Origin of the sequence: Arthrobacter sp. NPDC058127 (genome assembly GCF_042884555.1) — a bacterium.
Taxonomy (GTDB): domain Bacteria; phylum Actinomycetota; class Actinomycetes; order Actinomycetales; family Micrococcaceae; genus Arthrobacter.
Genome location: NZ_JBHVTT010000004.1, coordinates 128,893 through 142,617, shown reverse-complemented (window position 1 = coordinate 142,617; position 13,725 = coordinate 128,893). Strand labels below are relative to the sequence as shown.

The window sequence follows — 13,725 nt, the reverse complement described above, 5'->3', positions numbered from 1 at the left end:
GGGATTGTCTCCCGGGCATCCCAAAAATGCCCGGGAGACCAGCCTAGGAGATCCGGTCGATGATGAGCCGCTGCGCGGGCCGTGAGCCTTCCGGCGCGATGAGTACGGCTCCTTCCAAGGCTTCCTTGGCCCTTTCGAACTTCTCCGGGGTGTCGGTCAGGAGGGTCATGAGTGGCTCCCCCGCCCGGACCAAGGCACCCGGTTTGGCGTGCATCCGCACCCCTGCACCGGCCTGGACGACGTCCTCCTTCCGGGCACGTCCGGCGCCGAGACGCCACGCCGCCACGCCCACGGACAAAGCGTCGAGCTCCACCAGGACGCCGTCGGCCGGCGCCGGGATGACCTCGGATTCCTTGGCCACCGGCAGTGCGGCACGCGGATCGCCGCCTTGGGCTTCGATCATGCGGTTCCAGACGTCCATCGCGCGGCCGTCCTTGAGGGCGGCCGCGGGGTCGGCGTCGTGCACTCCGGCGCAGGCAAGCATCTCCTCGGCGAGCCTGATGGTCAGCTCGACGACGTCTTCCGGGCCGCCGCCCGCAAGCACCTCCACCGATTCCTCCACCTCGATGGCATTGCCCGCAGTCAAGCCCAGCGGGGTGCCCATGTTGGTCAGGAGGGCCACCGTATTGACGCCCGCGTCCTTGCCCAGGGCCACCATGGTTTCGGCCAGCTCGCGGGCACGGGCTTCATCCTTCATGAACGCGCCGGAACCCACCTTCACGTCGAGCACCAGGGACCCCGTGCCCTCGGCGATCTTCTTGCTCATGATGGACGAGGCAATCAGGGGAATGGCTTCCACCGTGCCCGTGACGTCGCGCAGGGCATAGAGCTTCTTGTCCGCCGGCGCCAAACCCGTGCCGGCGGCGCAGATGACGGCACCAACGTCCTGCAGCTGGGCCAGGATTTCCTCGTTGCTCAGGTTCGCCCGCCAACCTGGGATTGCTTCGAGCTTGTCGAGGGTGCCTCCTGTGTGGCCCAGTCCCCTGCCGGAAAGCTGGGGAACCGCCACTCCAAAGACCGCCACCAACGGCGCCAGCGGAAGCGTGATTTTGTCCCCGACACCCCCGGTGGAATGTTTGTCGGTGGTGGCTTTCATGCCGCCGTCGGGACGCCGGAGGCTGGAGAAGTCCATCCGCTCGCCCGAGGCGATCATCGCCTCGGTCCAGCGTGAGATTTCGGCACGGTCCATCCCGTTGAGCAGGATCGCCATGTTCAGGGCCGCCATCTGCTCGTCGGCAATGACGCCGCGGGTGTAGGCATCGATGGTCCAGTCAATCTGTTCCGGGCTCAGGGTGCCCTTGTCCCGCTTGATGCTGATGATCTGGACGGCATCAAACGCTTCAGTCTGTGTCACCGTTTCTCCTCCAGGTTGTCGGGACCGAAGGCATCCGGCAGCACTTGGTCCATGGTCTTGATGCCTTGCGTTGTCATGAGTTGCATGCCGGGTGCCCGGAATTCATACAGCAATTGCCTGCAACGGCCACACGGCATGAGGACATTACCCTTGGCGTCGACGCAATAGAACGCCCGTAATCTGCCGCCGCCACCCATATGGAGGTCTCCCACCAAGGCGCACTCGGCGCACAAAGTGAGTCCGTAGCTGGCGTTCTCGACGTTGCAGCCGCTGACGATCCGCCCGTCCTCGGTGAGGGCAGCAGCCCCTACCGGGAACTTCGAATACGGAGCGTAGGCCTTGCCCATGGCGGCGACCGCGGCGGCCTCGAGGGCCGCCCAGTCCACTTCGGTATCCGTGACCGCCACGGTCAGCCCTTGACGTACGGTATGCCGCTAGCCGCCGGCGGCCGGGACCTGCCCACCAATCCAGCGACGGCGAAGACCGTCAAGGCGTAAGGCAGCATGGCCATGAACTGGCTCGGCACGGGCGATCCGATGATGGTGATGACGCTCTGGAGGTTGTCCGCGAAACCGAAAAGCAACGCGGCCAGGAAGGCGCCGATCGGGTTCCAGCGCCCGAAGATCAGCGCCGCCAGGGCGATGTACCCGCGGCCCCCGGACATGTCCTTGCTGAACGCGTCCACGGATACCAGCGTGAAGAACGAGCCGCCAATGCCCGCGATCGCACCGCCCATGAGGACGTTCCAGAAACGGGTCCGGTTGACGTTGATGCCCACGGTGTCGGCCGCCTGCGGGTGCTCGCCGACGGCCCGCACGCGCAGTCCCCACTTCGTGTGGAACAAGCCGAGGTAGACCACGATCACGGCGATGTACATCAAATAGCCCACGAGGGACTGGTGGAACAGGATGGGGCCGATGACGGGGATATCGGACAGGAAGGGAATGTCCACCGGAGGCAAGCGCCCAGGCTTGTTGAGCCCATCCGGGTCGGCCGTCAGCAGCGTCGAGAAGAGGAAGCTCGTCAGTCCACTGATGAGGACATTGAGAACGACGCCGACGATGATCTGGTTGACGAGGTACTTGATGCTGACCACGGCCAGGACCAAGGAAACCAGCGCTCCGGCGACGGCGGCCGCGACCAGCCCGGCGTAGACATTGTGCGTCACCGTGGCAACAACGGCCGCGGAAAACGCTCCCAGGAGGAGCTGCCCTTCAATGGCAATGTTGACCACACCGACGCGTTCGCACAGGACGCCGGAAAGGGATCCGAAGACCAGGGGCACGGCCAAGGTTACGGATCCTGCGATCAGTCCGGCGAGGGAGATCGACGGCTCATCGCCGTTTCCGCCGGCCACGATCCAGACCATGAACCCGATGAGGAACACTGCGGCAAACGTACCGCCCACCCAGCGGGGCGTGGCCTTCTTCGCCTGGGTGAGGTACACCGTGTAGCCGGCCAGGCCCAGGAGAATCACCGAAGCGATCCAGCCAATGGCCGCGGAAGGAAGCGTGATCTTGGAAACCTTCGCCACTCCCAGCGCGGCCAGGCCGAGGACCACCACGGCGGCGACGGTGGACGGGGGCAACCAACCCGGTACCGTTCCTGAACCCGACACTGCGCCTGAACCTGATGCCAGGCCCGAACGACGGCGGACGAACCACAGGTATCCGAGTCCGACGGAAAGCAGGAGGGCGAGGACGAACGTGACCAACGCGGCAACACTCGAGGCGGCTTCATTGGCCGCCTCGGCAATGCCGAAGCCTGCCGATTTCGAATTGGACATGAACCCGAACAGCACGGTTCCCAGGATTGCGAGCAGGGATAGCCCGATTCCGGCCTTCCAGCTCACCAGTTCGGTGGCAGCCGTTTTTCCGGGGCTCGCCGGGGCGCTACCGGCGGGGGTGCCACCGCCGGGCTGAGTTGTGGTGGTGCTCATGCTGTTGCAGCTCCGCTCTCGATTTTTCCGGAGGGGATGGTTCCGGAGCCGGGGCCGCCAGTGGCCTTCTTCTTTTTCCGCGGGTTCAGTCCGAAGATCGCGCGCACCAGCGGCGGTGCCGCAATGAAGAGGACGATCAAGGACTGGATGACCAAAACGATGTCGATGGGGGTCTGGGTCTCAGCCTGCATCGCGACGCCTCCCGCACGGAACGCGCCGAACAGAAGCCCTGCGAAGAAGGTTCCCCACGGCGTCGAACGGCCCAGCAAGGCGACCGTAATGGCATCGAATCCAATGGAGGCCGCGACGCCTCCCGAGAGGTATTTCTCCGTTCCGGATACCTGCGCGATGCCGGCCAGGCCTGCAAGCGCGCCCGCAATCGCCATCACGAGGATCACGGCGCGGGGAACGTTGATTCCAGCGGTGCGTGCCGCGCTCTGGTTGGCGCCCACGGCCCGGAATTCAAAGCCGAGCGTGGAGCGCTTCAGGAGCCACCAGACGAAAACCGTTGCCAGCACTGCCAGGAGGAAGCCGGCATGGAGCCGGAACTGCGGCCCGAGCAACTCCGGGAACAGTGCCGACTGGTCCAGGAAGGGCGAGATCGGGTTGGTCGAACCCTTGCGCTGGAATGCAGGGGTGGTCAGGAGGAACAGGAGCAGGAAGTTCGCGATGTAGTTCAGCATGATGGTCACGATGACCTCATGCGCACCGGTCCGGGCCTTGAGGAGGCCGACGACGCCTCCCCACACCGCGCCGCCGATGAATCCGGCAACGATGACGAGCAGCAAGTGAACCAGGAACGGCAAGTGCCAAGTGAATCCTACGTAGGCGCCGAACAGGGCGCCAAAGATGATTTGGCCTTGCGCACCGATGTTGAACAGTCCCGCGCGGAAGGCCAAGGCCACGCCGAGTCCTGCCAGGATCAGCGGCGTGGACACCGTCAGGGTTTCAGTGATCGGGTACAGCTGGGCTGCGGCGTCGGCCCCGGCCCAGTTGAATATCGAACCCTGGACGAGTGCCACATAGGGCCTGAAGACCTCGGTGAGCATGTCCCCCGGCTGCGCGAAGAAATAGCCTGCCGTTTCAGCCACTTTGGGATTCGTCACGGCCATCAGGATTCCGCCGAGCACAATCGCGAGGATCACGGACAACACCGAGACCATGGCGTTTCCGGTCACGATCTGCCGGAAGACCGAGCCACCGGGGGCGTGGGGGATCTGTCCGCCTTGGCTCGTAGCCGGGATGACTGACGGGGCCATTGCACCGTCTGCCGTGTCCAGCGCGACATCGAGGACGACCTCGTCTTTCAAAGTTTCCGGGCGCTCCGGCTCGACCTCGTTTTCCTGTCGAGGGGTGTTGGACTCAGACATGTGTTCCTCCCTCGAGGGTCTTGTGCGCAGTCAGTTCTGCTTCGTGTTCCGGAACGCCTGCCATCATCAAGCCCAGCACATCGCGGGAGGTACCGGCGGGAACGATCCCGACGAGTTTTCCGCGGTAGAGAACGGCGATCCTGTCAGCGAGTTCGAGCACTTCATCGAGCTCCGTGGACACGATCATGACGGGAGTACCGTTGTCACGTTCGGCAATGACCCGCTTGTGCACGAATTCGATGGATCCGACGTCAAGGCCGCGGGTGGGTTGCGATGCGATGAAGAGCCTCAGTGGCCTGGACAGCTCCCTTGCGAGGACCACCTTTTGCTGGTTGCCTCCGGAGAGCGTACCCACCGCGACGTCGATCGACGGCGTCCGCACATCGAACTCTTCGACCTTTTTCTCCGCGTGGGAAGCAATCAAGGCCGGTTTCATGCCGATGCCTTGGGCAAAAGGCGGCTTGTCGTACAGGTCCAGGATCATGTTCTCGGAAATCGAGAACGTGCCTACCAGGCCGTCGATCTTGCGGTCCTCGGGGACGAACCCGACGCCGGCGGATAGGACCTGCTTGACGGTCTTGCCGAGCAGTTCGACGTCGTCGAGGACGATGGACCCGGTGACGTGGGGCTGGACGCCGAGGATGGCTTCCGTGAGCTCCGTCTGGCCGTTGCCTTGGACACCGGCGATGGCAAGCACTTCACCCTTGGCGATGTCGAAGCTCAGCCCGTCCACGACATGCTGGCCATTGTGGTCGACAACCGTCAGGTCCCGGACCTTGAAGGTTGCCTCGCCCGGTTGGGCGGGTTTCTTTTCCAGGGTCAGGCTGACCGCCCGGCCCACCATCGCCGAAGCGAGTTCCGTCGGGGACGCGGAAGGATCAGCCGAGCCCACCACTTTGCCCCGCCGGATCACCGTGATGATGTCCGAAATTTCCTTGACCTCACGCAGTTTGTGGGAGATGAAGACAATTGATTTTCCTGCGGCCTTGAGCTGCCGGATAATGTCCAGGAGTTCGTCGGTTTCCTGCGGAGTGAGAACCGCGGTCGGTTCGTCGAGAATCAGGACTTCGGCGTCGCGGACGAGCGCCTTGATAATCTCGACCCGCTGCTGCACGCCCACGGGAAGGTCTTCCACGAGGGCATCGGGGTCCACGTGGAATCCGTACTGCTTGGAAATCTCGGAGATCTTGCGGCGGGTTTCGTCCAGGTTCAGGAAACCGGCCGCTTTGGTGGCTTCGTTTCCCAATGCGACGTTTTCGGCGACGGTGAATACCGGAATCAGCATGAAGTGCTGGTGGACCATTCCGATCCCTGCCGCCATGGCATCGCCGGGACCCTTGAAAACGACCGGCTTTCCGTCGACCAGGATTTCGCCGTCGCTGGGGTCGTAGAGTCCGTAAAGGACATTCATCAGGGTGGATTTACCGGCGCCGTTTTCGCCTAAGAGGCAATGGACTTGGCCCGGCTCAACCACGAGATCGATGTGGTCATTGGCTACGAGGGATCCGAAGCGCTTCGTGATCCCTTTCAGTTCGAGTTTCAAAACTCCAACCCATCTATAAAGGATGGCTCCTCGTCATCACCGTGCTCCCAGCATAGTGCTCGGCAAAGGAGTGTCGAAGAGCAAATTGAAGGCAACGCAGAACGCGCTGCCCTTCTGCCAAAACTCGGCTGAAGGGCAGCGCGACGCGGTTTAGCCCGGATGATTACTTGGGGCTGGACTTCGATTCGACCTTGACTGCGCCGGAGATGATGTCCTTCTTCAACTGGTCAAGATCGCTCTTCATGTCGGCCGGCACTGCGGAGTCGAGGTCGTGGAACGGGGCAAGCGCCACGCCCCCGTTGTCGAGCGTGCCAACGTAGGGGCTGGGGTCGAACTTGCCGTCCTTGTCGGCCTTGATGACCGTTTCGACGGCGGTCGCCATGGTCTTCTGGACCGAGGTCAGGATGACCGACTTGTAGGCGGGTGCGGTCAGGTAGCCGTCCGAGTCGACCCAGATCAGCTTTGCGTCCGTGCCCTTTGCCTTGGCGTCAAGGATGGCGCTTCCGGCGCCCGCTCCAACCGGACCAGCGACGGGAAGGACCACGTCGGCTCCCTGGTCCAGGAATCCCTGGGTGAGGACCTTGCCCTTGTCGACCTGCTTGAAGTCGCCGACGAACGTTCCGTCCTGCTTGTCCTTGTCCCAGCCAAGCAACTGGACGGACTTGCCCTTCTTCTGGTTGTAGTACTTCACTCCGTCAGAGAAGCCGTCCATGAAGATGCTCACGGTGGGGATATTGAGACCACCGAAGGTGGCAACCTTGCCCGTCTTGGACGTGCCGGCGGCGAGGTACCCGGCCAGGAAGGCGGCCTGGGCCGTGTCATAGACGATCGGCTTGACGTTCTTCGGGAAGGTGGGGTCCGAGTAGTCGATGATGGCGAAGTGGCTGTTCGGGTTCGCCGTCGCAATGTTCTTCGTGGCGTCGCCCAGGAGGAAGCCGACCGTAACCGTCAGCTTGCAGCCTTGCTGGACCATGGAACGAAGGTTGGGGTCGTAGTCCGTGTCGGCCTTGGACTGGACGTGCTTCTCCTGGATGCTCAGGTCCTTGGCTGCCGCCTGAAGGCCCTCGAAGCCTGACTGGTTGAACGACTTGTCATCGAAGCCGCCGGAGTCGGACACCATGCATGCGGTGTAGTCCGACTTGGTGGCGCTGCCCGAGCTCGAAGCAGACGGTGCGCTACCGCAGCCTGCCAGCAAAAGTGCAGCGGCGCCCGCAGTTGCGACGCCCGCAAATGAACCGCGCTTTAGTGTGGCACGCAGTGATTGCTTCAATTTTCCTCCAGGAAGAAAGTGATTGATGCTACGACAGTTGGTCAATGAGTGTCCGTTTCGAAAACTCGAGTCTGAAATTCTGTTTTCACTGATGCTTCGCAGCACTGCGCCTAGGGCGCACTGATGGCACAACTTTAGTGGGATTGAACACACCCGGGTAACACAAAAGCCCAACAACCCGAAGATTGTTGAGCTTTTGTTACCAAGCAGTAGTGGTGCTCCCAGCCAACGGTTCTAGGATGCCCGTTCCCAAGCGCGCGAACTGGCAGCAGATGACCCAAAAATCGCCTTTTGCGGGCATCTGCCGCCAGTTCGCGCCGGGAATCCCTCAGGACAGGCGGACCAGCATCTTGCCGGTGTTGGCTCCGTCCAGGAGGTCGATGAAGGCCTGCGGCGCGTTTTCCAGCCCGTCGACGATCGTCTCGTCGTAGCGGACCGTTCCGTCGGCCAGCCATCCGGCCATCTTCCCGGCGAACTCGGCGGCGTGCTGGCGCTGGCCGCCTACGAGGAAGCCACGCAGGGTCAATTGCTTTCCGATAGCCACGGCCAGGTTGCGCGGGCCCGGTGTGGGCTCTGTGGAGTTGTATTGCGAAATGGCGCCGCACATTGCTACGCGTCCGCCCACAGTGAGGACTGCGAGGGCAGCCTCGAGGTGTTCGCCGCCAACGTTGTCGAAGTAGACATCGATGCCCCGCTCCCCCGCCGCCTCATGGAGTTGCTTCGCCACCGGTCCGTCATGGTAGTCGAAGGCCACGTCGAAGCCGAGTTCCAGCAAGCGCGCCACCTTCTCCGGGGAACCGGCGCTGCCGATCACCTTGGAGGCGCCCATGGCTTTGGCGATCTGGCCGACAATCGAGCCTACTGCGCCTGCGGCACCGGAAACGAAGACGACGTCCCCGGCTTTGAACTCGGCCACCTTGAGCAGTCCGGCGTACGCGGTCAGGCCTGTCATGCCGAGCGCCCCGAGGAATGCCGACGTCGGTGCCAGGCCGGCCGGAACCGGCGTCGCGCTTGCCGCATCCACCACGGAATATTCGCGCCAGCCGAGCGGGTGCACGACGACGTCGCCCACCTTGAAAGCCTCGGAACGGGACGCGATCACCTCGCCCACCGCACCGCCGTCGAGCGCTGCGTCGAGCCGGAAAGGTGCCGAATAGGACTTCGCGTCGTTCATGCGGCCGCGCATGTAGGGGTCGACCGACATGAACTCGTTGCGGACCAGGACCTGGCCGTCCTGAAGCTCCGGCAGATCGCGCTCCGCCAGGCGGAAGTTTTCCTTGACAGGGCGTCCTTGCGGGCGGGATGCCAGCCGGATTTCGCGGGTGCTCTTGGGAAGTACCGTGCTCATGCCGCCACCTCCACAAGCTTGATGTCGACGGCGATGTTCCCGCGGGTCGCGTTGGAGTAGGGGCAGATCTGGTGGGCCTTGGCCACGAGTTGCTCCGCTGTTTCCCGGTCGAGGGCGGGCAGCGCGATCTCGAGTTCGGCGGCGAGCCCATACCCTTCGCGGTCCTCCAGGGCACCGAAGTGGATCTTGGCGGCCACAGCGGAATCACTGAGATCCACGCGGGCCTTGCGTCCCACCATCCTGAGCGCCGAGTGGAAGCATGCCGCGTATCCGGCGGCGAAGAGTTGCTCAGGGTTGGTGCCTTGGCCATTCCCGCCCAGTTCCACCGGGCTGGCGAGAGCGACGTCCAGCTTGCCGTCATTGGTGCGTGCGTTGCCTTCGCGGCCTTCACCGGAGGCAAGCGCCTCGGCTACGTACAGAGTCTTCACTGTGGTTCCTTTTCCTTCTATGGGATGGACGATCAGATGGCTGAGTGGAGGGCGGCCGTAAGCCGGCCCAAGGTGTCGTGAAGCTGAGCAAGCTCGGCGGCGCTCAAGCCCGCGGCGTCGGCGAGCCGTTGCGGAACAGCCCCGGCCCGGGCGCTGAGGTCCCGCCCGGCATCGCTCAGGTGGATTTCGACGCGGCGCTCGTCCTCGGCTGAACGCAGGCGCTCCACGAGGCCCAAAGCTTCAAGCCTCTTGAGCAGCGGCGACAGGGTTCCCGAATCGAGTCCCAGCTCAGCACCCAGTTCCCGGACGCTTCGAGGCTCGTTCTCCCAGAGCACCAGCATCACGAGATACTGCGGATACGTCAGTCCAAGCTCGTCCAGCACCGGCCGGTAGACCGCCGTGGCGGCCTTCGAGGCGGAGTAGAGCGCGAAACAGACCTGGCGGTCGAGGCGGGGGGCTTCACTCATGGGAATAACGATAGCTCACAATTAAATTGTGCACAACTCAATTGACTCCAGTGCGACGCTCGCTCACAAACAAGCCCACCCCCGGCAACCCCCGCTCACAAACAAGCCCACCCCGGCAACCCCCGCTCACAAACAAGCCCAAACGACAGGATCCTCCTGCAGATAATCCGCAGGAGGATCCCCGGCCTTTCAACCAAGAGTGAGCGAGCGTCCGGCCAAAACCCCACGTTAGTGAGCGAGCGTCCGGCCAAAACCCCACGTTAGTGAGCGAGCGTCCGGCCAAAACCCCACGTTAGTGAGCGAGCGTCCGCCGATCGACCCCACGTTGGTGAGCGAGCGTCCACCGATCGACCCACAAGAGTGAGCGAGCGTCCGGCCAAAACCCCACGTTAGTGAGCGAGCGTCCGGCCAAAACCCCACGTTAGTGAGCGAGCGTCCGGGTCTTAGAGATCCCGGATGGTTCGCAATGCGGCGGCGGCCAGGACTTGGATTGCGAAGCCGAGGGCACGCTCGTCCACGATGAAGTCACCGCGATGGAGATCGTATTCCTCGCCGCCGGGGGTGTGGGTTCCGAGCCGCATCATGGCACCCGGCAGGTCGGCCAGGAACCAGGCGAAGTCCTCGCCGCCCATGGACTGGGGCGTCAGGACGACGGCGTGCTCGCCGAGTTCCGCGCGGGCCGCGGCCTCGATGAGGGCAGTCTCGTGTTCCGAGTTGACCACGGGAGGGACGCCGCGGGTGTGCTCGAGGTGCACGTCCACCCCGTACGGCGCGGCAACTTGCTGGACCACGTCGTCGAGCAACTCCCCTGCGCTATGCCACGCGTCCCGGTCCAGGCAACGCATAGTGCCGGCCATGTAGCCATTGGCGGGGATGGCGTTGGGCGCGGAACCTGCCGCAATCTGGCCCCACACCACCGAGACCCCGCTGCGCACATCCACGCGACGGGACAGGACGGCCGGCACGTTGACGGCGATCTGGGCCAGCGCGAAGACCAGGTCCTCGGTCAAATGCGGACGGGAAGTGTGGCCGCCACGTCCGGTCAATTCGATTTTGATGGTGTCCGACGCCGAGGTGATGGCGCCGATGCGGGTGCCGATCTTGCCGACGTTGATCCGCGGATCACAGTGCAGCGCAAGAATCCGCGGGACACCCTGGAGCACACCCTGCTCGATGCAGGACAGCGCACCGCCCGGCATGGTTTCCTCCGCTGGCTGGAAGATGATGCGCACCGTGCCGCCCAAGGGGGATTCCTGGTGCATGGCATGCAGTACCAAGGCAATGCCGAGCATGCTGGTGGTGTGGACGTCATGCCCGCACGCGTGGGTGACACCGTGGTTCTTCGACGCGAACGGAAGGCCCGTCTCCTCGATGATGGGGAGGGCGTCGATGTCTCCGCGCAGGGCGGTGGCGATGGGCCCCTCGCCGACGTCGACCGTCAGCCCCGATCCTTCCAGCCGACGGGGTTCAAGGCCGGCCGCCTCGAGCCGTTCAACCAACTTGTCCGTGGTGCGAAATTCCTTGAAGGAAAGTTCGGGGTGCGCATGCAGGTCCCTCCGGAATTCAATGAGTTCCGGCAAGAGATCGTCAAGCCATGGCTTCACCACAGGGGTCGGCTCGGTTTCGGTAGTGAAATTGCGCACCTCACAACTCTAGCCATCCGCACCCTCCGAATAGCGAAAGGGGTCTCTTGGTTACGAACGGCGCCACCGGACAGCGCGGCACGGGAGCTAGAGAACGTCGGTGTCCCCGCTGGCCTTGAGCGCGTCCACCGCACCCTTGACCCGCTGGGCGTGCTCCTTCGTGGTGACAAGCAGCGCGTCCGGCGTATCGACGATCACGACGTCCTTGATTCCGATAAGCGCAATCACGCGCTTGGTGTCGGAGACCACCACGCCGCTGGCGTTCTCAGTGAACACGCGGGCGCCTTCACCGAGGACGGTCACCTCGTCGACGTCGCCGGCGTTGTTGAGGCGACCGATCGCGGCGAAGTCTCCGACGTCGTCCCAGCGGAAAGTACCGGGTACGACGGCGACATCCCCCGCCGCTGCGGCGGGTTCCGCCACGGCATAGTCGATGGCAATCTTCGGCAGCGTGGGCCACACCCGGGCGGTCACTTCATCGCGTTCCGGAGTGTCCCAGGCGTCGGCGATTTCCTGCAGCCCGGCAAACAAGACCGGCTGGTTTGCCTCCAGGTGCTTGAGCATGAGCGCAACCGGGGCGACGAACATACCGGCATTCCAGACGTAGTCGCCGGTCTCAAGGTACTTCTTGGCGATGTCTTCACTCGGCTTCTCGACGAATTCGACCACGGCATGCGCGTTCGGCGCGTCGTCGATATTGAGCAGGTCGCCGGTGCGGATGTAACCGAACCCGGTTGAGGGATGCGTGGGCTTGATGCCGATAGTGACGATTTTTCCGGCAGCCGCAGTGTGGATGGCCTCGCGGACCGTTTCCTGGAAGAGGTTGTCCGGGCTTATGACATGGTCCGCGGCGAAGGAACCCATGATGGTGTCAGGGTCGCGGCGGTGCAGGATGGCGGCGGCGAGGCCGATCGCCGCGCCTGAGTCCTTGGGTTCGCTTTCGAGGACCAGCTCGTCGTCGCCCACTTCGGGAAGCTGGCGGCAGACTGCGGTGCGGTGCGCCACACCCGTAACCACCAGCACGCGGTTGCCCGCCAGCGGCTCGAGGCGGTCGTACGTTGCCCGCAGGAGGGTGCTTCCCGAACCTGTGAGGTCGTGCAGGAATTTGGGCGCAGCAGCACGCGAAAGCGGCCACAGGCGCGTGCCCACTCCGCCGGCCGGAATAACCGCGTGGAAGTGGCGCAATGGCGATTCGAGGCTTGCAGCGTTTTCTATACTCACCGCAACACCATATCGAACATGCGCGCAAGTCCCGCTTTGTGGTCTTCGTCTCACCCTTGTGGCGAAAAGGCCGGAATTCAGGCGAACACCCGCACTCTCGTTACAAGAAGGGGCGCCTAAATTGAATAAGCTGTGAGCGAAGCCTAGATTTAGGCTGAGCTACGAGTGCTCTCGCAGCTGGCGTTTCCCCCGCATGGATCCCGTGCCAGCGCCGCTGTGTTGCAGGAAGGTTTATTCAGTGCCGACAAAACCAGCTGGCACCTTGTACCGCGGCCGTGAAGGCATGTGGTCCTGGGTTGGACACCGCATTACCGGTGTTGTGATCTTTTTCTTCTTGTTGGTCCATGTGCTGGACACCTCATTGGTGCGTGTGTCCCCGGAGGCCTACACGGCCGTTATCGGCGCCTACAAGAACCCCCTCATGGCCCTGGGCGAGACGGGCCTCGTCGCAGCGATCGTTTTCCACGCCTTCAATGGCCTGCGCGTGATCGCCATTGACTTCTGGAAGAAGGGCGCAAAATACCAGCGCCAGATGTTGTGGACCGTCCTGGTATTGTGGCTGGTCGTTTTCGGGGCCTTCGCCATCCGCCACCTGTCCCTCGCACTGGGAGGCCACTAAGCCATGAGTACTGATATTCAGACCCCACGCAGTGGAAAAAACAGTAGCGGGAAGATTGCTCCGCAGTACCGTCGCGGCACCGGTTCCAAGGGGAACTTCGAGATGTTCGCATGGCTGTTCATGCGGCTCTCCGGCGTCGTGCTTGTGGTTCTGATCTTCGGCCACCTCTTCGTGAACCTCATGGTGGGCGAAGGCATCCACGGCATCGACTTCGGCTTCGTGGCCGGCAAGTGGGCCGACCCGTTCTGGCAGTTCTGGGACCTGGCCATGCTGTGGCTCGCCATGCTGCACGGCACCAACGGTGTCCGCACCATCATCAACGACTACGCCGAGAAGGACGCCACCCGCTTCTGGCTCAAGGTGGTCCTTTACGCGGCTACAGTCGTCATCGTCGTTCTGGGCACACTGGTGATTTTCACTTTCAACCCGTGCCCTGTCGCCAACGGCGTTCAGCTGCCGGGCGGGTTCTGCCCGGCGCCGTAGCGGCTCCGCTGCACCACCGGCTTGCCGGCTGTGCACAATT

General features: G+C 63.4%; 13 protein-coding genes. 2 read left to right on the top strand and 11 right to left on the bottom strand.

Annotated elements, in window-relative coordinates; genetic code table 11:
- Positions 1 to 43: 43 nt before the first annotated feature.
- From ACFVTG_RS08510 to ACFVTG_RS08460, 11 genes are all read right to left on the bottom strand, one after another.
- Entirely contained in the window at positions 44 to 1,354 is a 1,311-nt protein-coding gene (locus tag ACFVTG_RS08510) for a thymidine phosphorylase (RefSeq protein ID WP_390279575.1), read from the bottom strand.
- Positions 1,351 to 1,761, bottom strand: coding sequence for a cytidine deaminase (locus ACFVTG_RS08505; protein ID WP_390279573.1), 411 nt, complete (start codon positions 1,759 to 1,761; stop codon positions 1,351 to 1,353). The genes ACFVTG_RS08510 and ACFVTG_RS08505 overlap by 4 nt, the downstream gene beginning before the upstream one ends.
- A gap of 2 nt (positions 1,762 to 1,763) precedes the next feature.
- Positions 1,764 to 3,293 (bottom strand): ABC transporter permease, encoded by a 1,530-nt coding sequence (locus ACFVTG_RS08500; RefSeq protein WP_390279571.1) that lies wholly within the window; start codon positions 3,291 to 3,293, stop codon positions 1,764 to 1,766.
- Positions 3,290 to 4,663: an ABC transporter permease gene (locus tag ACFVTG_RS08495; protein ID WP_390279569.1), complete on the bottom strand. Its 1,374-nt coding sequence runs from the start codon at positions 4,661 to 4,663 to the stop codon at positions 3,290 to 3,292. Before ACFVTG_RS08495 ends, ACFVTG_RS08500 begins: the two co-directional genes overlap by 4 nt.
- Complete coding sequence (locus ACFVTG_RS08490) at positions 4,656 to 6,206, bottom strand: ABC transporter ATP-binding protein (protein ID WP_390279567.1); 1,551 nt, start codon at positions 6,204 to 6,206, stop codon at positions 4,656 to 4,658. The genes ACFVTG_RS08495 and ACFVTG_RS08490 overlap by 8 nt, the downstream gene beginning before the upstream one ends.
- A 163-nt stretch (positions 6,207 to 6,369) precedes the next feature.
- Positions 6,370 to 7,476, bottom strand: a complete 1,107-nt coding sequence (locus ACFVTG_RS08485) for a BMP family ABC transporter substrate-binding protein (protein WP_284752450.1) — start codon at positions 7,474 to 7,476, stop codon at positions 6,370 to 6,372.
- A gap of 328 nt (positions 7,477 to 7,804) precedes the next feature.
- Positions 7,805 to 8,824 (bottom strand): NADP-dependent oxidoreductase, encoded by a 1,020-nt coding sequence (locus ACFVTG_RS08480; RefSeq protein WP_390279565.1) that lies wholly within the window; start codon positions 8,822 to 8,824, stop codon positions 7,805 to 7,807.
- Positions 8,821 to 9,252 (bottom strand): organic hydroperoxide resistance protein, encoded by a 432-nt coding sequence (locus tag ACFVTG_RS08475; RefSeq protein WP_390279563.1) that lies wholly within the window; start codon positions 9,250 to 9,252, stop codon positions 8,821 to 8,823. Before ACFVTG_RS08475 ends, ACFVTG_RS08480 begins: the two co-directional genes overlap by 4 nt.
- Before the next feature lie 32 nt (positions 9,253 to 9,284).
- Positions 9,285 to 9,719, bottom strand: a complete 435-nt coding sequence (locus ACFVTG_RS08470) for a MarR family winged helix-turn-helix transcriptional regulator (RefSeq protein WP_390279561.1) — start codon at positions 9,717 to 9,719, stop codon at positions 9,285 to 9,287.
- Positions 9,720 to 10,162: 443 nt separating this feature from the next.
- Positions 10,163 to 11,362, bottom strand: a complete 1,200-nt coding sequence (locus ACFVTG_RS08465) for an amidohydrolase (RefSeq protein ID WP_236816172.1) — start codon at positions 11,360 to 11,362, stop codon at positions 10,163 to 10,165.
- Positions 11,363 to 11,449: 87 nt separating this feature from the next.
- Positions 11,450 to 12,583, bottom strand: coding sequence for a mannose-1-phosphate guanylyltransferase (locus tag ACFVTG_RS08460; RefSeq protein WP_390279559.1), 1,134 nt, complete (start codon positions 12,581 to 12,583; stop codon positions 11,450 to 11,452).
- 238 nt (positions 12,584 to 12,821) lie between these two features.
- On the opposite strand from ACFVTG_RS08460, the gene sdhC reads away from it, so the two are divergent.
- Both sdhC and ACFVTG_RS08450 read left to right on the top strand, forming a co-directional pair.
- Positions 12,822 to 13,202 carry a succinate dehydrogenase, cytochrome b556 subunit gene (gene sdhC, locus ACFVTG_RS08455; RefSeq protein ID WP_078105987.1) on the top strand — a complete coding sequence of 127 codons (381 nt, stop codon included), beginning with the start codon at positions 12,822 to 12,824 and terminating at the stop codon, positions 13,200 to 13,202.
- Positions 13,203 to 13,205: 3 nt separating this feature from the next.
- Entirely contained in the window at positions 13,206 to 13,685 is a 480-nt protein-coding gene (locus ACFVTG_RS08450) for a succinate dehydrogenase hydrophobic membrane anchor subunit (RefSeq protein WP_390279557.1), read from the top strand.
- Positions 13,686 to 13,725: the final 40 nt, after the last annotated feature.